Source organism: Paenibacillus albicereus, from assembly GCF_012676905.1.
In the GTDB taxonomy this organism is placed as follows: Bacteria; Bacillota; Bacilli; order Paenibacillales; family Paenibacillaceae; genus Paenibacillus_O; species Paenibacillus_O albicereus.
On sequence record NZ_CP051428.1, the window covers coordinates 3,454,547 to 3,481,344 of the forward strand.

A 26,798-nucleotide genomic window follows, 5' to 3' on the forward strand; every position below is an offset into this window, starting at 1 on the left:
AGGAAGTTGCGATGCCGATAGCCGTCATTTTGCTTTAATGCAGGAATGCGGCAATCGGTAGTCAATTCAGGGGACATATGGTACACTAATTGGAATGATGTTAATCCTGGGAGGGACAAGCATGGCACCGAAGAAGATGCGTTCTGACATGATCAAAAAAGGCTTCGACCGAGCCCCGCACCGCAGCCTGCTGCGCGCCGCCGGCGTCAAGGAAGAGGACTTCGACAAGCCGTTCATTGCCGTATGCAATTCCTATATCGACATCATCCCCGGCCACGTCCACCTGCAGGAATTCGGCAAGGTCGTCAAGGAAGCGATCCGCGAGGCGGGCGGCGTGCCGTTCGAGTTCAATACGATCGGCGTCGACGACGGCATCGCCATGGGCCACATCGGCATGCGCTACTCGCTGGCGAGCCGCGAGATCATCGCCGACTCCGTCGAGACGGTCGTCAACGCCCACTGGTTCGACGGCATGGTGTGCATCCCCAACTGCGACAAGATCACGCCCGGCATGATGATGGGCATGCTCCGCGTCAACATCCCGTCCATCATGGTGAGCGGCGGCCCGATGAAGGCCGGCCGCACGAGCGACGGCCGCGCCATCTCGCTGACGAGCGTGTTCGAGGGCGTCGGCCAGTTCATGGCTGGCAAGATCGACGAGGTCGGCCTGACCGAGCTCGAGCAGTTCGGCTGTCCGACCTGCGGCTCCTGCTCCGGCATGTTCACCGCCAACTCGATGAACTGCCTCGCCGAGGCGCTCGGCATCGCCCTCCCGGGCAACGGCTCCATCCTGGCCGTAGCGGAAGAGCGCAAGGAATTCGTCCGGGAGTCCGCCCGCCAGCTCATGAAGCTGATCGAGATGGATCTGCGTCCGCGCGACATCGTCACGGCAGAGGCGATCGACAACGCCTTCGCGCTCGACATGGCGATGGGCGGATCGACCAATACCGTCCTCCATACGCTCGCGATCGCGCATGAAGCCGGCATCGAGTACCCGATCGCCCGCATCAACGAAGTCGCCAACCGCGTGCCGCATCTGTCCAAGCTTGCTCCGGCGTCCGACCTTCATATGGAGGACGTGCATGAGGCCGGCGGCGTCAGCGCCGTGCTGCGCGAGCTGCTCAACAAGCCGGGCGCGCTGCATACCGAGTGCATGACCGTCACCGGCAAGACGATCCGCGAGAACGTCGAGGACACGGAAATCAAGCGTCGCGACGTCGTGCGCCCGATCGACGATCCGCACTCCGAGCGCGGCGGCCTGGCCGTGCTGTTCGGCAACCTGGCTCCGGACGGCGGGATCATCAAGGTCGGCGCCGTGGACAAGTCCGTCGGCGGCTACCACCGCGGCCCGGCGATCTGCTTCGACTCGCAGGACGCGGTCCTGGAGGGTCTCAGCAAAGGACTCGTCAAGGAAGGCCATGTCGTCGTCATCCGCTACGAAGGGCCGAAGGGCGGTCCCGGCATGCCGGAGATGCTCGCTCCGACGTCGCAGATCGTCGGCATGGGCCTCGGCGCCAAGGTCGGCCTCATCACCGACGGCCGCTTCTCGGGCGCTTCGCGCGGCATCAGCATCGGCCACATCTCGCCCGAGGCGGCGGACGGCGGACCGCTCGCGTTCGTCCATGACGGCGACATCATCGAGCTCGACATGAACAACCGCACGATCCAGCTCGAGATCAGCGACGAGGAGATGGCCAAGCGCCGCGCCGAATGGACCGGCTTTGAGCTCAAGATCAAGCGGGGCTACCTGGCCCGCTACGCTCATCTGGTCACCTCCGCCAGCACCGGCGGCGTCATGAAAATCTAATCCGTCCCCTACAGCAAAAGCTCCCCGGCGCACCATGCGCCGGGGAGCTTTTTGGTTTCAACCTCTGCCGAATCGTCCCTCTACGTCTTGAGGGCTCCTGCGAGCACGACGTCGCCGCGCGGCGCCTGTCCGAAAGCATCCGGCTCCAGCGTGAGGGCGACTTGGTCGTACGAGCCGCCGGGGAACGTGAACGTGACCGCTCCGGCATTGCCTGTCGGCTTGAACGTGCCGGCGTTCACCGGCTTGTCGCCCTTGATGAGCCACACCTGGTACGCCTGCTCGTCCTTCAGCTCCGGCAGCCGGCTCGCCTGCACGATCAGATGGGTGCCGCGATCGTCCACGACGAGATAGGCTTGCCCTCTGGCCACGAGATCCTTGACCGGCTTCAGCGAGACGATCTGACTGACCATCGCGCCGGCGGAGGGCTGCTCCGTCTTGCGCAGCTGCTCCAGCGTGCTGTCGAGCGTCTGCGTCGAGGCTTGCAGCTCCGCCGAGAGCCGCTTGTTCTCGCGTCCGAGGCTGTCCATGCGCTGGGCCAGCACTCCGGTCACGAGCAGCATGACCGCCGCCGCGCCTGCCAGCGCTCCGACAGCGAATCTCCTTCTCCGCGCGAAGCCTTCCTCCGAAGCTCCCGCGGCCTTCGCGCGGCCGGCTGGAAGCTCGGTCCGATCCCGGCCGGCAGCCGGCGCTTCCTCAGCCGTCTCCTCCGGTGGAGCCGGCGGATGCGGACGAGCGTCCTCCTCCTGGAGCACTGGGAGCAAAAGGTCGGGAGGCAGCGCCGGCTCGGAGCGATCGTCCGGCTCGTTCTCCAGGCGCTCCGCCCGAGGACGGCCCAGCACCTGGCCGAGCACCCGCTCGCGCATGCCGCGCGGCGGCTCAGCCGGTTCGGCGGCAAGCGGCAGCAGGCCGAGCAGCTCCTCGATCTGCTCCAGCTCCCGGCGGCAATCGCTGCAGCCGGCTACATGCCGCTCCATCCGCTCGCGCTCCTCGCCTTCCAGCAAGCCCATCGCGTACAGCTCGATGTCCGAGCATGGCTTGCGCTCTTCCCCCTCATGTCCTTCCCTCATGATCGAACCTCCCCCCTCCATGATTCGCCCAGCTGAGTGCGCAGCTGGCGAAGGCCGAGGCGGATTCGACTTTTTACCGTGCCGAGCGGGATGTCGTGCCTGTCCGCGATTTCCTGCTGGGTATAGCCGCCATAATAGACCCATTCGATCACCTGCTGCTGCTCTTGGCTGAGGCCCGACAATGCCTGCCTCATCTGCTCCGCCATCATCCGATTCTCGACGGTCAGCTCCGTCGTGATCGGATCGCGCAGCTCATCCATGCCGTCTTGGCCGCTGGCGGCCGGACGGCGGTCGCGCTTGCGCAGCCAGTCGATCGCTCCGTTGCGCGCCATCGTAAAGATCCATGTGCTGACCTTTCCCGAGCGGCCGTTCGAAACATACGCCTCGGCATGGTTCCAAAGCTTGAGGAACAGCTCCTGGACAATCTCTTCCGCCGCCATGCTGTCCTTGACGATCCGATAGATGAACGAGTACAACGGCTTCTCATAGCGATCGTAAAGCTGCTCCAGCGCATCGCTGCTCCGGGAGGCGATCTGAAGCATCAGATGCTCCTCCCAGTCTGCCTCGGTCATGTGTTCCTCTCCTTCCTTCCTATCTATCATATCCCCTAGGGGACAAAAGTCCAATCCGCCGCATGAAAAACGAGAAGCCGGCCGCCCGAAGGCGACCGGCTGGCAGTTTCAATTCAATCAGGAGAGCACGCTTGGAGCGGCCGCGGCCTCGCTCGCCAGAGCGGCCAGCGAAGCTTCGGGCTGCGTCTCGACCGCTCGGCGCGGAGCCGGGGCGGACGTGCTGGTGTAGCTCTCCATGTCCCTGCGGGAGAGAAAGAGCATGCGCGGATACATCGTCTTGGCTTCGCCTCGGGAGGACGCTCCACGGGGCTTGCGCGACTTGGCTCGGGGCTTGGCGGAAAGGATTCGGAAAAGAATCTTCAAATAAATGCGGGATGCTTTGGCGAACAGGCTGTCCGGGAGGTCGAACACTTGAAAGCCCAGCTTGTCGGTTCCGTTGTGGATCATCGTCACTCCGTAAAGCGCCTTGACCTTGTCCATCGCGGGATCGCTCAGCACGGCGGCCGACACCGCCGGCAGAGCCGACTCCATCTCGCGCAGGAGGCGGACGATGACGGCGACCGGGGAAGAAGAGCGGACCGCCGCTTTGCGGAGCATCTCGTTGTCGAGATGAATCTCGGCCAGGGGATCTCCCTTGACGATGCGCACGCCCTCCCTCAGCTCGATCGGCGGTCCGTTGTAGGCGACCTTGCGATAATGGAACGTCGGCTTGCCGCCTTTCTCGATGCTGACCGGCTTCAAGCGAAAGACGAGATGGAACAGCTTCTCGTACTGGAGCCAGGCGCCCGCCAGCAGGCGGTTGAAGGCACCGGGCCGCTTCGCCTTGTTGGTCTCGGTCAGCTCCATGAGCCTCGGCACCGTCACGAAGCGGAAGCCCATGCGGCCGCCCTCCTGCAAGTACACCTCCAGCGCCTCCAGCATCTGGGCCGGCGCATCCTCGTCCGCTCCGAGCGTGCGGCCGCAGTCATGCAGCAGCATCACCTCGCCCGGGCGGAGCTTCTTGAGCAGCCGGCGCTTCAGCCGCTCTGACGTGTCATGGGCCTTCCAGTCGCCGAATATGCCCGACCAGAGCACGATCTTGTACTGTCCCTTCTTGGAAAAATCGAACAGATTGACGATTCCCCACGGCGGCCGGTAAAAGACGGGCGTCTCGCCGATCGCCTGCTCGATGACCGCGCTCGTCAGGGCGATCTGCTTCCGGACGGCCTTGGGCCTCATGATCCAGTTGCTCTTGTGCACGTAATTGTGGATGCCTACCGTATGCCCCTCGTCCCTCATCCTCCGCAGCAATTCCGGATGCTGCTCCGCATGCGATCCGACGACAAAAAAAGTCGCCTTGGCGCGGTGCCTGGCGAGCAGATCAAGCAGCATGGGCGTATAGACGGGATCCGGACCATCATCAAAGGTGAGCGAGATCTCCTTGTCCGCGACTCCGCGCTTGAAGACGCGAAAGCCGAACAGTCGGCTGATCAATCCTGGGATAAACGCATAGAGCGATAGGAAGTAGAATCCCCAGACGAGCAAATTCTCCATGTTTCTGTTCCCCACCATATTCTCTAGAAGTCTACCACCCATTGTAACATAAACGAGTTTCAAAAAACCGCCTGCATCTCTAAAAACTATAGTACAATCAAATCGGAAATATGAATCCATTCCCAAATGATGCAACCAAAGGAGTCGGACTTCCCTCATGCTGATGTTTTACCGCAAGTATTGGCGCACCGCGTTCGATATCGGCCTGATCGCGCTGACCGTGTACCTCATTATGCTCGCGTTCAGCTTCCTTTACTCCATCGCGGCGCCGATCTTCCTGTCGCTGCTCATCTTCGCCGTCATCGAGCCGCTGGCAAGGCTGCTGCATCGGATCGGACTCAAGAAGTCGATCGCGTCGGCGCTCTCGATTCTGCTGTTCTCCGCCGTCGTGCTCGGCCTCTTCTTCGGCGCGGGCTACATCATGGTGCGCGAGGCGAACTCGATCGCCCACAAGCTGCCCCAGTACCAGGCGATCCTGCAGGAGCAGCTCGCCCAAGGCTCCATCTGGCTCAAGGACAAGACGAGCGCGCTGCCGCCGGATACGGTCGACAAGATCCAGGACTATATCGACGCCTTGACCCGTTGGGGGCAAAAGGTCGCGGAAAGCTTCCTGCTGAAGGCCGCCGGATACCTGAACTCGGTTTCCACCTTCATGTTCAACTTCGTGCTCGGCGTCATTCTCGCGTACTTCCTGAGCATCGAGATCGCCGACTGGAAGCGGATCGCCTCCAGCAAGACGCCCCGCACGTTCAAAAAAGCCTTCCTGTTCCTCCGCGAAAACGTCTTTTCCGGCATCGTCGGCTATCTCAAAGCCCAGCTCAAGCTCATCTCGATCACCTTCATCGTCATCTTCGTCTCGCTGCTGGCGCTCGGCGTCGACAACGCGCTGACGATATCCGCCATCGCCGCCGTGTTCGACGTGCTGCCGCTGCTCGGCGTCGGCACCGTGTTCGTCCCCTGGATCGCTTATCTGCTCATCGTCGGAGACTACAATCTGGCGATCTGGCTCGGCATCCTGTTCCTCGTCATCGTCGCCGCGAGGCAGATCCTCGAGCCGCTCATCACCGGAGACACGCTCGGCGTCTCCGCCTTCACGATGCTGGCCTTCATGGTCATCTCGCTGTCCTTGTTCGGCGTCGCGGGCGTCATCCTCTCTCCGGTGCTCGTCATCCTCGTCAAGGCGCTTTACGATCAAGGCTACTTCCGACGCTGGATCACGCCTCCCAAGGACGAATACGACGTCGAGCTCGCGGAGAAGGGCTGAGGACTCCTCTTCCGCCAACCACTCAAAAAGGGCCGCATCCGCTGTCGTCGCGACAGCGGATGCGGCCCTTTGAACGTTGTCCATTCCTCAGCCCTGCCCGTCGGAGGAGGCGCCCGCCTCCTGCTCGAGCCGGAAGCGCTCCAGCGAGGCTCTCAGCGACGAGGCGACCTCTTCCAGACGGGCGGACAAGCCGACGAGGCTGTCGCTCACGCCCAGCTGCTCGCCGCTGAGCGAAGCGACCTGCTGGGAGGCCGCGGCCGACTGCTCCGAGACGGAGCTGACGCTCGTCATCGCCTCTCCGATCTGCAGCTGCGAGATGCCGAGCTCGGCGATCGCCTCGTCGACCCGCGCGAGGCTGTCCGTCAGCAGCTCCATCCGGGACTGCGCCGCGTGGAACAGGCTGTTCGCCTCCTGGACCGAATCCAGCTGCTCCCGGAACGCCGGACGGGCCGTCTCCAGCGTCTCCACCGTTTCCGCCACCTCGGCCTGCAGGGCGGACAGAATCGCCTCGACCTGGAGGATGGAGGCCTTGGACTGGTCGGCCAGCTCCCTGACCTCGCCGGCGACGACGATGAACCCTTTGCCGGCCTCGCCGGCCCGCGCCGCCTCGATCGATGCGTTCAGCGATAAAATGTTCGTCTGCTTGGCGATGCCGGAAAGCAGCGCCAGGATGCCTCGAATCGAGCGCATCTGGTCGGACAGGAGCGCGATCTTGGCCGAGATGTCGCCTACGATCCGATCGGCTTCCTCCGTCTTGCTCAGCATCTCGGCCATATGGCCCGTTCCTTGGAGGCTGGCCGTCTCCACTTGGACCGCCGACGTCCGCATCTCCTCGGTGCTGACCTTCATCCGCTGCATGCCTTCGTCCATCCGCTCCGACAGCTCGGCGCCCTTTTCGGCCTCGACGGCCAGGCTGGAGGCGCCAGCCGCGATCTCGTCCGTCGCGGCCGCGATCTCCCGCGCCGACGAGGCGGTGCGGCGCGACTGGTCCGCCATCCGGCCGGCGGTGTCGAGCAGCTCGGCCGCCGAGCCTCTCGTGTCGCCGACGAGCCGTCCGAGCTGCTCCATCATGCCGTTGAAGCTTGCGGCCAGCTGGCCGATCTCGTCCTTGGAGCGATGCCGCGACCGAACCGACAGCCGGCCGTCCTTGCCCTGCTGCATGAGGCCTTGCAGCTGGCGGAGCGGCCTCGCGACTCTCCAGACGACGAACGCTCCGACCAGAACCGCCAGCAGGGCGGCGCCGACCGCGACCCAGACCGCCATGACATAGATGACTCTGGCATCCCGGACGAGCTCTTCTCCGGGAACCCAGGCCGCCACGGTCCAGGGACTGTTCTCGAGCCGGTCCTCGATCGTCAGCTGCGAGCCGATCCAGTAGTGGACCGGCACCTCGGAGCCCTTCAGCTGCAACGGGCTCGGTTGTCCCACCGTCCGGCCGCCGTTCGAGTCCGAGAGCACGACCCCATAGGCGTCGACCAGGCTGATCTCGCCGCCGACCCCCAGGCTGATGCCGTCCAGCTGGCTGCGGATCGCGTCCGCCTCCAGCTCCAGCAGCATCAGATAAGCGGGATCTCCCGAAATCGACTTGATGACCCGGGCGAGGCCGATCGACGGCTGTCCGCCGCCGCCGAAGCCTTCCGGCTGGTAAGGAGTCCAGTACGTCTGGCCGTCCCGTCCGATCGCCTCTTGCAGCCAGGCTTCTCCCTGCACGTCCTCCGTCTGGATGGACCCGGTGCCGACAACGCCGGTCTCCAGCCGATCATCGATCGGGATGAAGCTGATGTGCCGAACCGTCTTGTTGGCCATCACCATCGAGACGATGCGGTCATAGAGCGTACGCTGGGACTTGAAGCGGGTGAACGCATCCTCTTCTCCTTGCGCGAACATCAGCTCGCCGACGGAGTCCTGGACGATTTTGTCCGTCAGGAACTGCATCGAAAAGCGCAGATAATCGTCCAGCGCGATGTCGAGCCGCTGCCTGACCTGATGAGCCGTCTCGACGGTCGCCTCCGTCACCTTGCGCTCGACGATCGACTTGGCGATGCCGTAGGAGAGGAAGCCCATGGCGATCACGCAGGCCACGATGCTGACGAAGATGATGAGGAACAGCTTGACGCTGATGAGGCGGAATGGCTGCAGGAAGCGCTTTGTGCGAAAAGAATTCATATGAAATCGTCTCCAGTTCCGAAATAGATCCATCTTTATACCTATCGGAACATGGAGAAGGAAATTGAATTAACAATCGCTTCATTTTTTACGGTTGCTGCGACGCGCCGGCGGAAGCTTCCCAAGCGGCGATCCGGTCCATGACGCCGCCGAACAGCCGCGCCGCAAGATTCGGACTGCCTTCCGGGCGTTCCTCCGCGAGCACGGCGACGGCATAGCGCGGACGGTCCGCCGGGCCGTAGCCGACGAACCACTGGCTGTTGCCCGCGCCGATGCGGCCGCTCTCCGCCGTGCCCGACTTGCCGGCCAGCCGCCAGGACGATCCGTGCAGCCTGCTCCCCGTGCCGGACTCGACGACCTGCTCCATTCCGTCGCGCAACAAGGCGGCGACACGCGGAGAGATGCGCCCATACGGGGACGGGGAGCGGTGGGCGCGCAGCCGCGCGAGCCGCTGGCCACCCGCATAGGCGATTTCCTTGACGAGCATCGGCTCCGCCACCTGGCCGCCGTTGACGATCGTCGCCATCAGGTTCGCGGCCTGCAGCGGAGTCATCCGCACGTCTTCCTGTCCGATTCCGCTGCGGGCCAGCTTGCCGCTGCGCAGCAGCCGGGTCCGGTCCCAGGAGGCTGCCTCGCCGAACACCGTTCCCGCTTCTTCTTCCCCGATCAGCCGCAGCGGTCCGCGCAAAGCCCCCTCGCTCCGCCCGTCCGCCAGCTGCCAGCCGATTTTCCGGCCGAGGCCGAGCTTGTCGGCCATCCGGGCCAGCTGGCTCGGCTGCAGACGCTCGGCCAACGAAGCAAAGACGATGTTGCAGGATTGCGCGAGGCCCTGCTGCAGCGTCAGGCGGCCATGGCCGCCTTCCTTCCAGCAGGAGAGGCCATGATGGCCGTATTCGCCGTCGCAGACGAATTCCTCCTTCGCGTCGGCGACGCCGGCCTCCAGCGCCGCCGCTTCCGTGACGAGCTTGAAGATGGAGCCGGGAGCCTGGGCCCGCACCGCCCGGTTGGCCGCTCCTTCGTAAAAGGCGGCCGCTCCCGCGCTCGGCGGCCCCATCTCCGGCATGGAGACCATCGCCAGAATGTCCGCGCTGCCCGCATCAAGGACGACGATCGCGCCTTTTTCAAGGCCCGAGAGGCCCGCATAGCGCTGAAGCTCCTGCTGCAGCGGCAGGCTGAGCGTTGTCCGCACCTGGAGCGGATAATTCGGGTTGGACGGCCGATTCACCGTCAGGCCGAGCCCTTTGAGCGGAAGTCCGCGCGCGTCGGTCATAGAGCTGGCGTAGATCGGCCCTGTCCCACGGAGCAGCGCATCGAGCGACAGCTCGAGCCCGCCTCCGCCCGTAGCATCCCGCAGGCTGGCCGAGCCTTCGGCCAGCCGCTTGCCATAGGCGGCCGCGATGCGTTCCGGATTCTCGCTCACATAACCGATCGCCTGGATCGGCGCGGCAGCGGGATCGCGGCGAGAGCGATACGGCAGCATTGCCACGCCCTCCAGCTTCAAGCCGGCCAGCTCCGACTGCTGCCGGGCGTCGAGCCGCAGCGGCAGGCCGCTGTGCCGGTCCATCCAGAAGCCGGGCTCGCGCCAATCCTCGAGAGCCCGCCGCAGCTCCTCCGCGCCGACCTGCAGCGTCCTCGCCAGCTCGGTCATGTCCCTGCCGCTGCCCCGGGGCTTGCCGGCCGGATACGGGAATATCGCCAGTGCCTCATAAGCGAAGCCGGTCAAGGGCAGACCGGAGCGGTCGACAAAATCGCCTCTTCCCGCATCGAGCAGCAGTCGATGGCTGCGCTGCCGCACCGAGGTTTCGGAGGCGGTGGCATGCCGGGCGGGCGATGCGGGACTCCACGGCCACAGCATGATCCAGCCGAGGCGCAGCAGGGCGACGAGCAGCAGCGCCGCGAGCAGCGCGGCAGCTGTCTTTAAGCGGACACCGGACATGGCCGTTCCTCCTTCGTTTCCGCAATCGCGGACGCGACTGGGTCTGCATCCATTATTCCCCTGTTGCTCGGCCGCTACACGCAAAAGAAGCCCCGCCGCAACCGGCGGGGCTGTATCGGGAGCAGCTAAACCTTGAAGCGGTCAAGCGATCGCTCGAGCGACCGGGATACCTGCTCCAGCTGCCCGGAAAGCGAGACGAGGTTCTCGCTGACGCCAAGCTGCTCGCTGCTGAGGGAAGCGACCTCCTCCGAGGTGGCGGACGACTGCTCGGCCACCGCGCTGACGCTGCCCATCGCCGACCCGATCTGCAGCTGCGACTCGTCGAGCAGGCGGATCGATTCCGCGACGTTCTCCAGGCTGGCGGCCAGCGCGTTCATGCGGGCCTGCACCTCGTGGAAGATGCCGTTCGCTTCCTTGACGGAGCTGATCTGCTCCTGGAATACCGGCTGCGCTTGGCCGAGCGCCTCGACCGTTTCCTCGATCTCCGTCTGGATCGTCGTCGTGATGGACTCGACCCTGCCGATCGACTCCCGCGACTGCTCCGCCAGCTGGCGGATCTCTCCGGCGACGACCATGAAGCCTCGTCCGGCCTCTCCGGCCCGGGCGGCTTCGATCGACGCGTTGAGGGAGAGGATGTTCGTCTGCTTGGCGACGCTGCCCAGCATCTCCAGGATGCTGCGGATCGAGCGGGTGCTCTCCTGCAGGCGTCCGACCTTTTCCGTCATGGAGCGGACCATCTGCTCGGTCTCCGCCGTCTTGCGGATCATCGAGGCCATATGCTCCGTGCCTTGGCGGCTCGCCTGGTCGACCTGCTCGGCCGACTGCCGCATCCCGTCGCTCATCGTCTTGACCTGGCGCATGCTGTGATCCATGCTGCCGGCCAGATCGCTGCCGCGCTCGGCCTCCATCGCCAGGCTCGTCGCTCCGCCGGCGATCTCCTCCGTGGCGACCGCGATCTCCCGCGCCGCGCCTGCCGTGCGGCGCGAGGCCTCGCCGACGTCGGCAGCCGTCCGCAGGACGAGCTGCGAGTTGTCCCTCGTCTGTCCGACGAGCTCGGTAATCTGCCCGAGCATATCGTTGAAGCTTTCGGACAATTGGCCGATCTCGTTGCGGGAGCGGTTGTCCGAGCGCACGGTCAGGTCGCCTTCCCTCGCCTCCGCCATCAGGTTGCGCAGCTTCTGGAGCGGCCTGCCGACGCTTGCGATGACGTAGACACCGACGAGAATCGCGAGCAGGGCGGCCGCTCCGGCGATCAGCCAGGTCATGCGCTCGATCTCCTTGGCGTCGCGCACGAGCTCGGCGGTCGGAATCATGCCGAGCACCTTCCAGTCGACCTTATCCAGATTCCGATACACCGCCAGCACCTCGCCAACGTTGCTGTTCGTGACGAAGCTGCCCGAGACGTCCGACCCGCCGCTTTGGCTGAAGTCGATGATGGATTTCTGGCCTTGCATGCCCGTCTCGACGTTGTCGATCAAGATCGTGTTGTCGCTGCCGAGCAGGCGGATGCGGCTTTCCTCGCCGATCTGAATGTTCTGGAGCTGCTCGCCGAGCACCGTGGCCTTGAGCTCGATCAGCAGCACGTAAGCGCCGGTCCCGGTCGTATCGCGGATGAACCGCGCAATTCCGAACGACGGCTGGTCGTTGCCCTGGAATCCGTTCTCCTGGATCGGAATCCACAGCGTCTTGCCGCCGAGCTCGACCGTCTGCTTGAACCAAGCCGCGTCCGCGACGGTTTCCCGCTTCAAATTGCCGGTCCCGAGCACGTTCGTCCCGTACTTCTCGGTGTTGATCGGAATGTAGTTGACGTTCATGACGTCCGCGTTGGACATCGCCATGGACGTCAGCTTGTTCGTCATCGCCCGCTGATTCTCGAACAGCGCGTACTCGTCCGAGGATTTGCTGCCGAGCGCCGAGACATGGTCCTGCAGCGACTTGTCCGTGATGAACTGGATCGAGAAGTTCTCGTAGTTGCCCAGGATCAGATCCAGCTTCCCTCTGATCTGCTCGATCGTCTCCTCGGAGGCGGCGGTCACCTTCTTTTCGATGACGCCCTTGGAAATCTGGAAGCTGAGCGTGCCGACGATCGCGACACAAGCTACGATGCTGACGAAGACGATGAGGAACAGCCTGACGCTCAGCAGATGAAAGGGATTGCGAACGCCTGCCCTCGCTTCTGCCGCAGTGCCGTAGGACTGCCGGGGAACGGTCGGCTCCGCGCTGCTTCCGTCATCCGGACCGGATTTCCGCAGACGGCGCTGGAACGGATTCTGCATCTGATTACACCATCCTCTTTTCATGAACGCTTGTCCCTATCCATATCGGAATATGCTTGAGCGAAGTTTAATCGATTTTAAAAATAAACAAGGCTGCCGACTCTTGACAAGTCGTTCCAGCCCTAGTTTTTTCCCAAGCAAAAAAGCGTTCCGTCCGGCGGATTCGCCGGATGGAACGCTTCGCATCAATCGGTCCGGAAGCGCGCGAGCGCCGCCTGCAGCGAGCGCGAGACGCCCTCGAGCCTCGAGGACAGCTCGACGAGACCTTCGCTGACGCCCTGCTGCTCCTGAGTGAGCGATGCCACCTCCTCGGAAGTAGCCGACGCCTGCTGGGATACGGCGCTTACGCTGGACATCGCCTCGCTCAGCTGGGCGTGGACGCCGTCGAGCAGGTCGACCGACTCGCCCACGCGGTTCAGGCAATCGGCGAAATCGCCCATCCGGCCTTGCACCTCCTGGAAAATGAGGCTCGTCTCCTTGACGGAGTGGATCTGCTGCTGGAACATCGGCTTGGCCTCGCCGATCGAGGAAGCCGTCTCCGCGATCTGCTGCTGGATCCGTCCGATGATCGTCTCGACCAGCGCGATCGACTGCCGGCTCTGCTCCGACAGCTGCCGAATTTCCGCCGCCACGACCATGAAGCCCTTGCCGGCCGCTCCCGCGCGAGCCGCCTCGATGGACGCATTGAGAGAAAGGATGTTCGTCTGCTTGGCGACGCCTCCGAGCACGTCCATGATCTGGCGGATGGAGCGGGTGCTCTCCTGCAGCGATTCGACCTGCCCGGCCATCAGGCTTGTCGCCGATTCCGTATGCGCCGTCTTCTCGACCAGCTGCGTCATGTAGTCGGCCCCTCGGCGGCTGGAAGCCTCGACCCGCGCTGCCGTCTCGCCCATCTGGCTGTTGCTGCGCCGCAGCTGCTCCATCCCGCGGCTCATCTCCAGCGTCAGATCGCTTCCGCGCTCGGCATCCCCGGCCAGGCTGGCCGCGCCGCCGGCAATCTCCTCCGAGGCGGTCGCGATCTCCTTGGCCGCCTCAGCCGTTCGCCGGGAGGCGCCTCCGAGCTCGCCCGCCGTGCCGAGCACCTGATCCGAGCTCCCGCGAGCTTGCCGGACCAGCTCCGTAATCTGCGCCATCATCTCGTTGAAGCTCGTTTCCGTCTGGCCGATCACATCGCCGCCGCGCGGCTGCGCCCGCACCGTCAGGTCGCCTTCGCGGCCTCGCTGCATGAGGCTGCGCAGCCGCTGCAGCGGGAGCCCGACGAGCCGCATGACGAACAAGCCGATGAGAGCGGCCAGCAAGGCCGCCGCGGCCGAGACGATGAACGTCAGCCGGTAGATCGCGTCCGCTTCCTTCACGAGCAGATCGACCGGAAGCACCCCCGTCAAGATCCAGCCGTTGGACGGCAAGCGCTCGTAGATCGCCAGCGCTTCCCCGCTTGCCTCTTCCTTGTGGAGCGATCCGCTCGGCCGGACTGCCGCCTCGGCCGCCACCTCGACCCGCGCCGGCTTGCCGATCGCTTCCCGGCCGGCGCTGTCCAAGAGCACCCGATCCTCGCCGTCCAAAATCGAGACGGCGCTCCCTTCGCCCAGCTCAGCCCCCTTGAGCTGATCCTGCAGCGCGGTATCTTGAATCTCGACGAGCAGCAGATAGACCGCGTCCGTGCCCCCCGGCTCCCGCAGCGCGCGCACCAGGCCGACCGACGGCTTCCCGCCGCCTTGGAATCCGGACGGCTGCGTCGGAATCCAGACCGACTTGTTTTCGGTCTTGATCGCCGTCCGGTACCACTCCTGCTTCTCCAGCTCGGCCCTGTCGAGAGCGCCTGTCCCGAGCACCTTGCTGCCGAGGTTTTCCCGGAGCGGGATGAGGTTCAGGTTCTCGACGCCCGACAAGCCGATGACCATGCTCTGAATTTTGTTGTTCAGCTCCCGCTGCGCTTTTTCGAGCGTGATCTCGTCGTCGGCGTACAGCGTGCTGCCTATCATGTTCTGCAGCGTCGTATCCGAGACGAACTGAACGGCGATATCGTTGTATTTGCCGAAGACGAGCTCGAGCTTCTCGGCCAGCTGCTTCAAGGTGCGGCTGGACGAATCCGTCGCTTGCTGCTCGATGATCGACTTGGAAATGCCATAGGACAGCTGGCCCATCGCGAGCACGCAGGCAAGAATGCTGGCGAAGACCGTCAGGAACAGCTTGAGCCCGATCGGAAGCGTCCGCCGCGCGCCGGATGAAGCAGGCGGAGGGCTCTCCGCTCCTTCGAGATTCCGTTCGGCGCCGTCAGCTCCTTGCCCGCGCCTTGCCTCCGGCTTGTTTCGTCTCGTCGCCCGCTCCCATCGATCCTTCCATCCATTCCGCATCACAGCCACACTCCATCCGTTTGCTGAATTCCTCGTTTCCACTTGTATCGGATCGTCCGTGAGGGTCCATTATGCCTATGTCAGCTTTATTTTCATGAATTATTATGGGTATTAATTCCTTTTTTATCGATTGCGATAATTTCTTTTTCGGGTTAACGAGCTAAGGCACTAAAGAATTCGACGATTCTTCATGTAAACGCATTCATCAAGCAATAAAAAAAAACCTGGACCCCTTCGGTCCAGGCTTGTCTTTTGGCGCTCAGCGAACGCGCTTGCGCATCATGTCCATCGGCTTGACCGGCTGGCTGACGCGCAGCACGATCTCCTGCAGCGGATGGCGCGCCGCGTCAAGCGGCTGCCCGTCCCGGTCATGGAGCTCGCCGACCGTCTGCTTGAAAAACGTGCCGCCGGGACCGAAGAACTCGATCTCCTGGCCCGGCTTGAAATGGTTGCGCTGCTGGATGACCGCAAGCCCCGTCTGCTCGTCGTACTCCAGCACGACGCCGGCGAAGTCGTACGGCGCCGCTTTTTCCTCCGGCTCGTAGATATGGTCCTCCGTACCCGGCGTATCGAAGAAGAAGCCGGTGTTGAGCGGACGGTTGGCCGCCTTGTGGACCTCCTCGAGCCACTCCGGCTTGAGCTCGTAGCCGGCCGGATCGGCGAAGTAGGCGTCGATCGCCTGGCGATAGGCGTTGACGACGGTCGCGACATAGTGCAGGCTCTTCATCCGGCCCTCGATCTTGAAGCTGTCCACGCCGACCTCGATCAGCTCGGGGATGTGGCGGATCATGCACAGATCCTTGGAGCCCATCGTGAACGGCTGCTCCTGGTCCTCCGCGATCGTATCGCCGTCGACGTACAGGTCATACTTCCAGCGGCACGACTGGCAGCAGCCGCCCCGGTTGGAATCGCGGTCGGTGAAATGGTTGGACAGCACGCAGCGGCCCGAGAAGGAGGAGCACATGGCGCCGTGGATGAACGCCTCGATCTCGATGTCCACATGGGACTTGATCTCGGCGATCTCCTCGAGGCTCGTCTCGCGCGCCAGCACGACGCGCGGCAGCCCCTCTTCCTTCCAGAACTGCACGGTCCGCCAGTTCAGCACGGACTGCTGGGTGCTCAGATGCACCTCGAGGCCCGGAGCGACGCGCTGCGCCGTCTCGACGATCGCCGGATCGGCGGCGATGATGGCCGCGATGCCGACCTCCTCCAGCTTGCGCAGGTACGCTTCCAATCCCTCGATGTCCTCGTTGTGGGCGTAGATGTTCGTCGCGACGAACACCTTGGCCCCGTAGCGGGCGGCGAACTCGACGCCCTCCCGCATCTCCTCGAAGCTGAAGTTGTCCGCGCCGGAGCGCAGGCCGTACTTCTGGCCGCCGATGTAGACGGCGTCTGCGCCGTAATGGACGGCGAATTTAAGCTTTTCCAGATTGCCCGCGGGCGCGAGCAGCTCCGGCCGGTCGAGCCGGTATCGTTTCCCCTCGTAGCGGGGCTTGTTCAACGTCATGCCCATCGTTTCGTTCACCTCCTGAAGCCCGGCCTTCAATAGACCTGCTCCTTGTAGAAAAATCCATAGCTCAGCTCGCGGGACGGGTCCTGCGCGCGACGGATCGCGTCCAGCCAGGCCGGGTCGAACCGGTATGCGGCCGGATCGGCGGCATAGGCGTCGATGGCGGCGCGATAGGCGCGCACGACCGTCTCGTTATAGGCCGGCGTCTTCATCAGGCCTTCGACGCGCAGGCTGTCGATGCCCGCCTCCAGCAGCTCATGCAGGTTCTCGATCATGCAGATGTCGTCCGAGCTCATCATATACGTTCCGTGCGCGTCCTGATAGATGGGATAGCGCTCGTCGCGGCGGTCGGCCTCCTTGAGGAACAGCCCCTGGCCAAGAGCGCTGTCCACCTGCTCCGGCGCCTTGCCGAGATGGCCCAGATAGCTGTCCACGAGCGAGCGCTTGGAGTGGTAGATGTTGGTCATGCCGTGGACCTGCACCTGCACCTCCAGCGACGTGCGCTGCTTGACCTCGATCACCTGCTCCATGTTCAGTTCGCGGGCGAGCACGATGCGCGACGCCCCTCGCTTGCCCCAATACTCCGCCTGCGCGTAGCTCGTCGAGGTCATCTCCGCGTTCCAGTGCAGCGGCACGGACGGAGCCGCCTCGCGCGCGGCCAGCAGCACCGACGGATCGCCGAAGACGATCGCGTCGACGCCGATCTCCGCGAGCCGGCCCAGATAGCCGGGAAGCTCCTCGGCCGTGCGGTTGTCCATCAGGTTGTTGACCGCTGCATAGATGCGCGGCCGGCGCTCCGAGCCGCGGGCGAACCGCACCGCTTCGCCGATCTGCTCCAATCCGAACTCTCCCGGCAGCCTGGCTCCGAATCGGGATTCCCCGATGACAAAAGCGTCCGCGCCGGCCTCTGCCAGCAGGCGGAGCTCCTCCATGGAAGCGGCCGTCGCCAGCAATTCCGGTTTTGTTCCCACCGTCGATTCCTCCTTGGTCCTGCTTTTATTGCTTGCCGCTTTCGCGGATGTTTTTCAAATGCTGCTCATACGTGACGGCGAACAGATGCTCGCTCGATCCGTCCTTCTTCGTCACATAGTAATAGAATTCGTTCGTCTCCGGCTGCAGCGCCGCTTCGATGGACTTGAGGCTCGGGCTGCTGATCGGGCCCGGCGGCAGTCCGTCGCTGCGGTAGGTGTTGTAGGGGCTCTCGACCTCCAGATCCTTTTCGAACAGCCGCTCCTTGGGCTTGTCGAGCAGGTACTGGACCGTCGCGTCGATCTGCAGCCGCATCGGCTTGGCGATCCGGTTGTAGATGACGCCGGCTACTGCCGCGCGCTCTTGGTCGACGACGACCTCGCGCTCGACGAGAGAAGCGACGGTCATGAGCTCATGCAGCGTCAGCCCGCGCTCCGCGAGCGTCTCGTCAAGCTCGCCCAGCTCGGCCAGCTTGCGGTCGGTTTCGGCGAGCATCCGCTGGAGGATGTCCTCCTCGGTGCTGCCTTTCTTGAGCTCGTACGTCTCCGGAAAGAGGTAGCCCTCGAGCCGGTGGCGGAGCCGGGCGTCGTCCGGGATCGCTCGGACCGCCTCCGACTCCCAGTCCCTCTTCTCGTCCGCGAGGGCGAGGAAGCGCGTCCGGTCGATGAAGCCCTCCGCCGCCAGCTTGTCCGCGATCTGCAGCAGCGTGAAGCCTTCGGGAATCGTGAAGCGGATCGTCTCTTCCTTGACCGTATCGCCCTCGTTCAGCTTGCGGATGATCGCGTCATGCTTCATGCCCGGGGACAGCTCGTAGGTGCCGGCCTTGAACGCGCCGCCTTGCTCCCGGAATTTCAGGTAATACTTGAAGATGAACGCATCGCGGATGATGCCCTCTTGCTCCAGCCGGTCGGCGATGCGGTTGGGGGACATGCCCCGCTCGATGGCGACCTGCCTGGCCTCGCCCGTCTCCGCCGGCCGGAGGCCGTTCCATATATAGCCGCCCAGTCCCGCTGCCGTAAGCAGCAGCAGCGTGACGAGCGTCAGCAATACCCATACCGTAATTCGGCTTCTCGAAGGGCCTGCAGGCTCCTGCGCGTCCCCTCCGATTCGATCGTTCCTTCGCATCTGGCTTCTGTCCCCCGCTTCCGACTGTACCTGAATCCCCGGATCACGGCCTCGCGGCGCGCCCGGGCAGTAGAAAAGGGGCGGCAATTGCCCGCCCCAACCTGCCTGCTATTCCTTGCCCGATTCTTCGAAAAGCAATGCGTCGTAAGCTTCGGCGGCAAGCTCCCATTCCTCGTCGTCCTCGATCGTCTCGAGCTGCGGCTCGCCCTCTTGCGAGGCGACCCGGAACATCTCGACTTCGCCTTCCTTGCGTCCGGCCGGAGACTGGAGCGCCGCGTAATGCGAGCCGTCCAGCTCGAACTCGGCGAGGATGACGAAGGCGATCTCGCCCCCGTCCTCGTCGACGAGCAGCACTTCGCGGCCGAAAGCCTGCTTGAGCAGCGTCACGCGCTGCGGAAGTCCTGCGCTCATCCGTTCTGACCGTCCTCCAGCTCGCCGAGAAGCGTGTTGAACGTCTCTTCGACCATGTTCCACTCTTCCTCGTCCTCGATCGTGTACAGCTTCAGATCGTCGCCGTCCTCCTCGTAGCGGAACGCGTAGACTTCGTCTTCTTCCTCTTCGTCCTCGCCTTCCGCCGCGCTCAGCGGTACGACCATCATGTATTTCTGGTCCGAGCCGTCGACTTCGAATTTCATGATGACCTCGAACTCTTCTTCGTTGCCTTCCTCATCCGGAATATAAATGATTTCCGGCTCTTCAAACTGCATGTCGTCCTTTGCCATCGTTTACCCTCACCTTTTCATCTTAGAGTCGAGATAGTTCTGCAAAATCAGCGCGGCCGCGAGCTTGTCGACGACCTGCTTGCGTTTGTTGCGGCTGACATCCGCCTCGAGCAGCGTTCTCTGCGCGGATACCGTCGTCAGTCGTTCGTCCCATAGGTGTACAGGTAAGTGGACTGCTTGCCTCAATTCCTCGGCAAATGCGATGCAAATTTCGCCACGCGGACCGATCGTGCCGTTCATATTTTTAGGAAGCCCGACGATGATCTCGGACACCTCGTGCTCGGCGGCGAGCTGCGCGATCCGCTCCAGCTCGCTGCCCTTGCGCTGCAGCACCTCGAGCCCCTGGGCGGTCCAGCCCAACGGGTCGCTGAGGGCAACGCCGATGCGGCGGTCGCCGTAGTCCAAGCCCATAAGTCTAGTCAGTCTGCATTCTCCTGTCGCGGGCCTGATCAGCGGTGGGCCGCCAGATACGAGCGGACCAGCTCCTCGATCAGCTCGTCTCGTTCCTTCTTGCGGATCAGGCTTCGTGCGTTGTTATGCCTCGGGATGTAGGCGGGATCTCCGGATAGCAGATACCCGACGATCTGGTTGATCGGATTGTAGTCCTTGTCGACCAGCGCGTCATACACCGTCAGCAGGATCTCCTTGGAGGAAGCCTCAGGACCGTCTGCAACCACGTCGAACTTCATTGTCTTGTCCATCGAGCTCACCGCCAGCACCTCGCTTTCCTCTGGCCCGGATCGTAAGGGCACGATTAAAGATACATCCCCACTATATCACATTTGCCTGGGCGAGAACCAGTTCTTCGACAAGCTTCAGCGCATCGCCGAGCTTCGACGGATCCTTGCCGCCCGCCTGGGCCATGTCCGGACGGCCGCCGCCTCCGCCGCCGCAGACGGCGGCCGCTTCCTTGATGATCTTGCCGGCGTGGAAGCCCTTCTTGACAAGCTCCTGCGGCACCGAGACGACCAGGTTCACCTTGCCGTCCGCCGGCGCGCCGAGCGCGATGACCGCCTCCGGCAGCTTGAGCCGCAGCTCGTCGGCGATGCCGCGCAGCGCGTCCATCGTCGGGGCGCTCACCTGCGCCGCCAGCACGGAGACGCCGCCCGACGTCTTGACTCCGCTCTCGAGCTGGCCCGCCTCGATGCGCGACAGCTTGCCCTGCAGCGACTCGTTCTCGCGCTGCAGCTCCTTCACCTGGCCGAGCAGCGCCTCCAGGCGGCGCGGCACGTCCGCCGTGCCGGCCTTCAGCAGGCCGGCCGCCTGATCCAGCAGCTCCAGCCGGCCTTCCATGAAGGCGTAGGCGCTGCGGCCGGTCACCGCCTCGATGCGGCGCACGCCCGAGCCGATGCCGGTCTCGCCCACGATCTTGAACAGACCGATCTGGGCCGTGTTCTCGACGTGGCAGCCGCCGCACAGCTCGATGCTGTAGTCGCCGACCTGCACGACGCGCACGACGTCGCCGTACTTCTCGCCGAACAGCGCCATCGCGCCCATCGCCTTCGCCTCGGCGATCGGCTTGCTTTCGATCACGACCGGCGTTCCGTTCCAGATCTGCTCGTTGACGCGGCGCTCGATGTCCGCCAGCTCCGCCGCCGTAATCGCGCCGATGTGGGAAAAGTCGAAGCGCAGCCGTTCCGGCTCGACGAGCGAGCCCGCCTGGTTGACGTGGCCGCCGAGCACTTCCTTGAGCGCCTTGTGCAGCAGATGCGTCGCCGTGTGGTTCTTGACGGTGTCGCCGCGCGACGACGAGGAGACCTCCGCCGCCACCTGGCCGCCCTTATGGAGCGTGCCTTCGACGACGAGCGCATGGTGGACCGGCTGGCCGTGCGGCGCCTTGGTGACGTCCTCGACCTGCAGCTTCACTCCGGGCGCATGCAGGACTCCCTTGTCTCCGACCTGGCCTCCGCTCTCCGCGTAGAACGGCGTGCGGTCGAGCAGCACGAGCACGCGGCTGCCCTCGCCGGCGATGTCGACCTGCTCGCCGTCCAGCACGATGCCGGTGACGACGGCATCTCCGACGAGGCGGGAGTAGCCGATGAACTCGCTCGGCTCCGTGAACTCCGACAGGGCGCCGCCCTGCACGCTCATGCCGCCCGTCTCCTGGCGCGCGGCGCGGGCGCGGCTGCGCTGCGCCTCCATCGCCTGGTCGAAGCCGCCGCGGTCGACGCCGAGGCCGTTCTCGCTGGCATAGTCCTCCGTCAAGTCGAACGGGAAGCCGAACGTGTCGTACAGCTTGAACGCGTCGTCGCCGCCGATCTCCGTGCGTCCTTCCGCCTTGGCCGCGCGGGCCAGCTGCTCCAGCAGGCCGAGGCCGCCTTCGAGCGTGCGGTGGAACTGCTCCTCCTCGCCGCGGATGACCTTCTCGATGAACTCGCGCTTCTCGACGACTTCCGGATAGTAGACGCCCATGATGCTCCCGATCGTCTCGGTGAGCCGGTACAGGAACGGACGGTCGACGCCGAGCGTCTTGCCGTAGCGGACCGCGCGGCGCAGCAGGCGGCGGATGACGTAGCCGCGGCCTTCGTTCGACGGCAGCACGCCGTCGCCGGCGGCGAAGACGACCGTGCGCGCATGGTCGGCGATGACCTTGAGCGCGATGTCCTTCTCCAGGCTTTCTTTGTACTTGACGCCCGCGATCTCGCACGTCTTCTCGATGATCGGCAGGAACAGGTCGGTGTCGAAGTTGGAGTCGACGTCCTGCAGGATCGTGGCGAACCGCTCAAGGCCGGCGCCGGTATCGATGTTCTTGTTCGGCAGCGGCGTGTAGCTGCCGTCCTTGTTCAGGTTGTACTGCGTGAAGACGAGGTTCCACACCTCGAGGTAGCGCTCGTTCTCTCCGCCCGGATACAGCTCCGGATCGGACGGGTCGTTGCCGTACTGCTCGCCGCGGTCGTAGAAAATCTCGGTGCACGGGCCGCAAGGACCTTCCCCGATCTCCCAGAAGTTCCCTTCGAGCTTGATGATGCGCTCCGCCGGCAGGCCGACCGTCTCGTTCCAAAGCCGGTACGCGTCCTCGTCCTCGGGATGCACCGTCACGCTCAGGCGCTCCGGATCGAAGCCGATGTAGTCCTTCGACGTGAGGAACTCCCACGACCAGACGATGACCTCGTCCTTGAAGTAGTCGCCGATGGAGAAGTTGCCGAGCATCTCGAAGAACGTCTGGTGGCGGCGCGTCTTGCCGACGTTCTCGATGTCGTTGGTGCGGATGCACTTCTGCGCGTTGGTGATGCGCGGATTGTCCGGAATCTCGCGGCCGTCGAGGTACGGCTTGAGCGGCGCGATGCCGGCATTGATCCAGAGCAGCGACGGGTCGTTATGCGGCACGAGCGAGGCGCTCGGCTCGACCTTGTGTCCTTTGCTTTCGAAGAATTTCAGCCATTTGGCGCGGATTTCTGCTGCTTTCATGACAAATCCAACCTTTCCTATCGCGGAATGTGAAAAACAAAAAACGCCCCTGTCTGCCGACAGGGACGATTGAACTCGCGGTACCACCCTGGTTATCGCTCCGGCTCCGCGGCGTGCGGAAGGTCAGCGATCTCCTCGATCCGGCAGATAACGGCTCCGGCGGCCGGTGGAGTTGATCCACGCTCCGAGATCAGCTTCGGTACGCTCTTCGGCAGGCGGATTCTCGCAGCCGTCCGACGGGCGCGCGAGCGCTCCCCGAAAGGAATCCGTTCTCTGATTGCCGGGCTGCGCCCTACTTGGCATCCCATCAACGCTGTGCGTATTGCGGCCTCGCCCCTGGCGGAACGTCCTGCAGCCGTATATACCGCCGATTATAGGATAGAGCCGCGCGATTGTCAATTTGGCCGAGCGGACAGCCGGAGCGGCATGCGCCGCTCAGCGGGAGATGGAGATCCGATCTTCGTCCTGATCCCAGTCCACCTTCGCGCCCAGCGACTCGCTGATGAACCGCAGCGGCAGGTACGCGGTCCCGTTCTCGATGAAGGGTTCTGTCTTCAGAGGAGCGGGCTTGCCGTCCAGCGTCCAAGCCTGCGCTTTGAAGTCCATCGCCAGAGACACGCTTTTCCCTTCGGAGCTCTGCTTGATCGACGCCAGCTTGAGATAGAAGTCCCAGACAACGGACGCGCCCAGCTTCTCGAAAATGGAGCGCACCGGCACGAAAGCTTGATCGTTCCGCAGGATGACTCCGTTCATCAACGGAACCTTCTCGCCGTTCACAGCGACGGATATGGCCCTTTGTACGGCGACAGGCGTCCGATGCTCGAACGCGAAGTCGCCGTGTCCGAGCTGAGCCAGCTTGTTGATGCCCCAGCCCCATAAGGAGCCGTCCGCCTTCTGCAGGATCAGATGCCGCTTGTCCGGCTCCAGACGGACGATGCCGACCGCCAGCTTGCGGAAAGCCGCATCGGCTGCAAGCTTCTCGAGATCGGTCGACGTCTCCATCACGGAGCCGTCTGCCGTCAGCACGACGAGAGACCGCTCCACGAACGCGGCATCGCGCACTCCGCTTATGTTCTGCAATCGCAAGGGGACCGGATGCTCATGTAGGATCGTTCCGTCCGTGAAGCCGGTCCGCGTCTGCCCCCAGAACCAGGCGTTTCCTTGGCGGTCGATGGCCAGATGGCTTTCTCCGTTCGAACGGATCGCGGCGATGGCGACGAGCGGCTGCACACGAGATGCGGCCAAGGACGGGCTGTCCTCCAGCGGGGACGACGCCGGGTTGTCCGCCGCTGCGAGCGACCAGACGGTGCCGTCCTTTTTCAGGACGAGCGATCCCGCGATGTCGGCGACTTGATCCATCCCCCGGACGGCTTGCGGAGCGGTGAGCCCTCCCTCCTTGGTCCGGACGCTGCGGAGCAGTCCTCCCTCCGAGGTCAGGAATACGATGATTCGCTCGTAGGACGACTTGTCGTAAAATCCGTCCGCTTGGACGGCTCTCGCGCCGCCAAGCTCGATCGACTCGATGCCGCTCGTTTCCGGCTCTTCGGAGCTTACCGGAATCCTTTTGACGAGGCCGTCTTCCTGGACGGCGATCAGCATCCCGCCTTCATCGAAGACGGAATCGACCGGGCCGAGCGCGGGCAGGGCTTCGACTCGGAACCCGCTTGGGGTCGGTTCCCAGCGCCAGACCGTGCCGTCCTTTTTCTGCACCAGATGCGCCCCCAAGGAAGCCTTGGCATCGTTCAGATCCAGAATCGGCGTCGGCACCGGGCGGTTGTCTCCCCAAACCCAGTACGATCCGTCGCTGCGGATGAGCGAAGACGCGTCAAAATCCGCGATGGCGGCTCCGGCCGCCTCGACGCGAGGGCCGCCTGTCCCTAGGGCGATCGCTGCCAGCAAGCCGGCCGCGATCGCGGCATGGCGCAAACGATTCTTGTTCATTCGAATCCTCTCCTAGCCGCATGGATAGAAAAGTTCCCAGAACCTTCCTTCTCCAGTTGGACGCGGCTGGGGGCGGATTAGTTGCTCCTACGACGGGAAAAGCCTACACGGTCCGCCGGCGCACATAATAGGCGAACACATGCTGCAGGATCACCTTGAGCGCGGCGAACACAGGCACGGCAAGAATCATGCCGGGGATGCCGGCCAGCTGCCCGCCCACGAGCAGAGCGAATATAATCATGAGCGGATGGATATGCAGCGTGCGCCCGACAACTTGCGGCGAGATGACGTTGCCCTCGAGGATCTGGCACGCCGTATTGACGACGACGACGAGCACCATCATCTTGAACGACACCGTCGAGGCGACGAGCAGCGCCGGCGCCGCTCCGATGAACGGTCCGAGATACGGGATGACGTTGGTCACCGCGACGATCGAGGCGAGCAGCAGCGCGTAAGGAACCCCGATGACAGCGTAGCCGGCGTAGGCCAGCAGGCCGATGATGACGCAGACGAGGAATTGGCCGCGGATGTAGCTGCCGAGCGCTTCGTCGATGTCCTTGAGCATGCGCACGACCGGCTTGCGATGCGACTTGGGCACGCAGGCGATGACCGCGCGCTCCATCACCTCGAAGTCCTTGAGGATGTAGAACACGAGGAACGGGATGATGAAGAACAGGAACACCGCGCCCAGCATCGAGCCGATGTTGTTGATGAAGTCGGTCGTCGATTCCGCGAGCCGCTTCTCCAGCCCGGCGAGCGCGCGGATCATCGCCTCCCGGAAGCTTTCCGGCAGGAACGACGTATGGTTGAAGTCCCGCACAAGGCTCTGCGCCCGCATCGTCAGCTCCGGCGCATGCTGGCCGAGCTCCTGCACCTGCGAGGCCACCATCGGGATCAGGTTCATGAGGATGACGGCGAGCGCCGAGCAGAACACCGCGTAGATGAGCAGGACGGCAAGCGAGCGAGGCACCCGCCGGGCGCTGAGCAGGCTGACGATCGGGTGGAGCACGTAGGCGATGACCATCGCGATCAGGAAAGGCGTCAGCACGGCGCTCGCGAAGCGGTACACGGTCATCAGCAGCGGCTTGAGGAGCAGCAGCAGGAACAGGGCGAGCAGGCCCAGGATCGCATACACCAGTCCCAGCAGCATCCGGTTCTGCGACCATTTCTCCATCCCGGCTCCTCCCCTCTGTATCTGTCCGAAGCCAGGCAGACAAGCCTGCGCATCGGCCGGCCTGCCCGGCAGGTCGGTTACAGTATATGCGCCTTCCGCCGCTCCCATACCTTGCCTGTCCTTCCCCCTTCGGATCAAAAGGAAAAGCCCCTGACGGGCATCCGTCAGGGGCGCAGCTCCAAAGATTCAGTTGGCGTGGATCTCGGACGAGGCGATGTCATCCTCGAAGAACAGGTCGTCCAGCGAGCTGAGCGTTCCGTCCTCCTCGACCTGATAGACCGACATCTTATCGCCGTTGACCGTCAGCTCGATATAGCAGCCCCAGCAGTAAAACTGATGCGAGCCGATCTTGCCGATATCTCGGGAATTGCAGTTGGGGCATCTCATGCTCATCGATTCATATCTCCCTACATTACGGATCGGAAGCTGCGACACGCTCCAGGGCATCCTCGTCCAGCGGCGGGACGACAATCGCATCTTCCCCTAACAAGAAGACATCCGGATCCCGGGGCGCTCTTAGCCATCTCCGACCGTCCTTGAGGTCCGAGACAAATCCGTCCGTCAGTTCAAAGCCTACTACCTGTGTACCCACATTCGGGTCGAAATAAACATCGCTTACCCGGCCCAGCTGCTCTCCCTCCGCGGTGACGACGGGAAGCTCCTTGAGCCGCACGCAGCCGCCGAGAAACGAACGCGGCAGCGACTTCAGCCGCCTGACGCCGATCGACTCCTCCGAGCGGAGGAAAACGCAGTCGGCGCCGCAGACGAGAACGTCGTCCCATCGCACGGTCCGCGCCCGCCCCGGCCGCCAGCACCAGCCGTCAAGCACGAGTCCTTGCAGCGTCCAGTGCTCGTCGAACCAGGCGTCGCGGACCTTGCCGGCGCGGGCGCCGGAAGCGGCGAAATAGGCCGGCTGCCCGATGACGTCCTGCAGCTTCAGCATGCGGTCGGGTGGATTCGGCACCTGCAGCGCC

The 26,798-nt window shown here is 63.9% G+C and carries 21 protein-coding genes; 2 read left to right on the forward strand and 19 right to left on the reverse strand.

Annotated features, from left to right (window positions below; all coding sequences use genetic code 11):
• The first annotated feature begins 121 nt into the window (after positions 1–121).
• Positions 122–1,807, forward strand: coding sequence for a dihydroxy-acid dehydratase (ilvD, locus tag HGI30_RS15470; RefSeq protein ID WP_235680150.1), 1,686 nt, complete (start codon positions 122–124; stop codon positions 1,805–1,807).
• An 80-nt stretch (positions 1,808–1,887) separates the two neighbouring features.
• Here the strand turns inward: ilvD and HGI30_RS15475 are convergent, their stop codons facing one another.
• From HGI30_RS15475 to HGI30_RS15485, 3 genes are all read right to left on the reverse strand, one after another.
• A complete protein-coding gene (locus tag HGI30_RS15475) occupies positions 1,888–2,874 on the reverse strand; it encodes an anti-sigma factor (protein WP_168908379.1) in 987 nt (328 codons plus the stop codon).
• A complete protein-coding gene (locus tag HGI30_RS15480) occupies positions 2,871–3,446 on the reverse strand; it encodes an RNA polymerase sigma factor (protein WP_168908380.1) in 576 nt (191 codons plus the stop codon). The genes HGI30_RS15475 and HGI30_RS15480 overlap by 4 nt, the downstream gene beginning before the upstream one ends.
• 117 nt (positions 3,447–3,563) lie before the next feature.
• Positions 3,564–4,979, reverse strand: a complete 1,416-nt coding sequence (locus tag HGI30_RS15485; protein WP_168908381.1) for a polysaccharide deacetylase family protein — start codon at positions 4,977–4,979, stop codon at positions 3,564–3,566.
• 157 nt (positions 4,980–5,136) lie between these two features.
• On the opposite strand from HGI30_RS15485, the gene HGI30_RS15490 reads away from it, so the two are divergent.
• Positions 5,137–6,243: an AI-2E family transporter gene (locus HGI30_RS15490; protein ID WP_168908382.1), complete on the forward strand. Its 1,107-nt coding sequence runs from the start codon at positions 5,137–5,139 to the stop codon at positions 6,241–6,243.
• A gap of 87 nt (positions 6,244–6,330) precedes the next feature.
• Here HGI30_RS15490 and HGI30_RS15495 read toward each other — a convergent pair whose 3' ends face one another.
• The 16 genes from HGI30_RS15495 to HGI30_RS15570 form a co-directional block, all read right to left on the reverse strand.
• Positions 6,331–8,409: a methyl-accepting chemotaxis protein gene (locus HGI30_RS15495; RefSeq protein WP_168908383.1), complete on the reverse strand. Its 2,079-nt coding sequence runs from the start codon at positions 8,407–8,409 to the stop codon at positions 6,331–6,333.
• Between the two features lie 88 nt (positions 8,410–8,497).
• On the reverse strand, positions 8,498–10,345 hold the full coding sequence (locus HGI30_RS15500; protein ID WP_168908384.1) for a peptidoglycan D,D-transpeptidase FtsI family protein: 1,848 nt from the start codon (positions 10,343–10,345) through the stop codon (positions 8,498–8,500).
• A 125-nt stretch (positions 10,346–10,470) separates the two neighbouring features.
• Positions 10,471–12,621, reverse strand: a complete 2,151-nt coding sequence (locus tag HGI30_RS15505; protein ID WP_168908385.1) for a methyl-accepting chemotaxis protein — start codon at positions 12,619–12,621, stop codon at positions 10,471–10,473.
• A 185-nt stretch (positions 12,622–12,806) separates the two neighbouring features.
• Positions 12,807–14,975, reverse strand: coding sequence for a methyl-accepting chemotaxis protein (locus HGI30_RS15510; RefSeq protein ID WP_168908386.1), 2,169 nt, complete (start codon positions 14,973–14,975; stop codon positions 12,807–12,809).
• Positions 14,976–15,234: 259 nt separating this feature from the next.
• Complete coding sequence (locus tag HGI30_RS15515; RefSeq protein WP_206109931.1) at positions 15,235–16,488, reverse strand: peptidase U32 family protein; 1,254 nt, start codon at positions 16,486–16,488, stop codon at positions 15,235–15,237.
• Between the two features lie 29 nt (positions 16,489–16,517).
• On the reverse strand, positions 16,518–17,456 hold the full coding sequence (locus HGI30_RS15520; RefSeq protein WP_168908387.1) for a peptidase U32 family protein: 939 nt from the start codon (positions 17,454–17,456) through the stop codon (positions 16,518–16,520).
• A gap of 25 nt (positions 17,457–17,481) precedes the next feature.
• The gene (mltG, locus tag HGI30_RS15525; protein WP_168909919.1) at positions 17,482–18,501 is read right to left on the reverse strand and encodes an endolytic transglycosylase MltG; all 1,020 of its coding nucleotides are present in this window, start codon (positions 18,499–18,501) and stop codon (positions 17,482–17,484) included.
• Positions 18,502–18,687: 186 nt separating this feature from the next.
• On the reverse strand, positions 18,688–18,990 hold the full coding sequence (locus HGI30_RS15530) for a DUF1292 domain-containing protein (protein WP_168908388.1): 303 nt from the start codon (positions 18,988–18,990) through the stop codon (positions 18,688–18,690).
• Entirely contained in the window at positions 18,987–19,301 is a 315-nt protein-coding gene (locus HGI30_RS15535; RefSeq protein WP_168908389.1) for a DUF1292 domain-containing protein, read from the reverse strand. Before HGI30_RS15535 ends, HGI30_RS15530 begins: the two co-directional genes overlap by 4 nt.
• Before the next feature lie 9 nt (positions 19,302–19,310).
• On the reverse strand, positions 19,311–19,712 hold the full coding sequence (gene ruvX, locus HGI30_RS15540; protein WP_235680151.1) for a Holliday junction resolvase RuvX: 402 nt from the start codon (positions 19,710–19,712) through the stop codon (positions 19,311–19,313).
• A 38-nt stretch (positions 19,713–19,750) separates the two neighbouring features.
• The gene (locus tag HGI30_RS15545) at positions 19,751–20,011 is read right to left on the reverse strand and encodes an IreB family regulatory phosphoprotein (RefSeq protein WP_028597553.1); all 261 of its coding nucleotides are present in this window, start codon (positions 20,009–20,011) and stop codon (positions 19,751–19,753) included.
• Positions 20,012–20,072: 61 nt separating this feature from the next.
• Positions 20,073–22,709 (reverse strand): alanine--tRNA ligase, encoded by a 2,637-nt coding sequence (alaS, locus tag HGI30_RS15550; RefSeq protein ID WP_168908390.1) that lies wholly within the window; start codon positions 22,707–22,709, stop codon positions 20,073–20,075.
• 435 nt (positions 22,710–23,144) lie between these two features.
• Positions 23,145–24,650, reverse strand: a complete 1,506-nt coding sequence (locus tag HGI30_RS15555) for a stalk domain-containing protein (RefSeq protein WP_168908391.1) — start codon at positions 24,648–24,650, stop codon at positions 23,145–23,147.
• A 103-nt stretch (positions 24,651–24,753) separates the two neighbouring features.
• Positions 24,754–25,824 carry an AI-2E family transporter gene (locus tag HGI30_RS15560; protein ID WP_168908392.1) on the reverse strand — a complete coding sequence of 357 codons (1,071 nt, stop codon included), beginning with the start codon at positions 25,822–25,824 and terminating at the stop codon, positions 24,754–24,756.
• A 186-nt stretch (positions 25,825–26,010) separates the two neighbouring features.
• A complete protein-coding gene (locus tag HGI30_RS15565; RefSeq protein ID WP_028597550.1) occupies positions 26,011–26,211 on the reverse strand; it encodes a YrzR-like zinc ribbon domain in 201 nt (66 codons plus the stop codon).
• A 25-nt stretch (positions 26,212–26,236) separates the two neighbouring features.
• Complete coding sequence (locus HGI30_RS15570) at positions 26,237–26,788, reverse strand: PRC-barrel domain-containing protein (RefSeq protein WP_235680152.1); 552 nt, start codon at positions 26,786–26,788, stop codon at positions 26,237–26,239.
• Between the last annotated feature and the right edge of the window lie 10 nt (positions 26,789–26,798).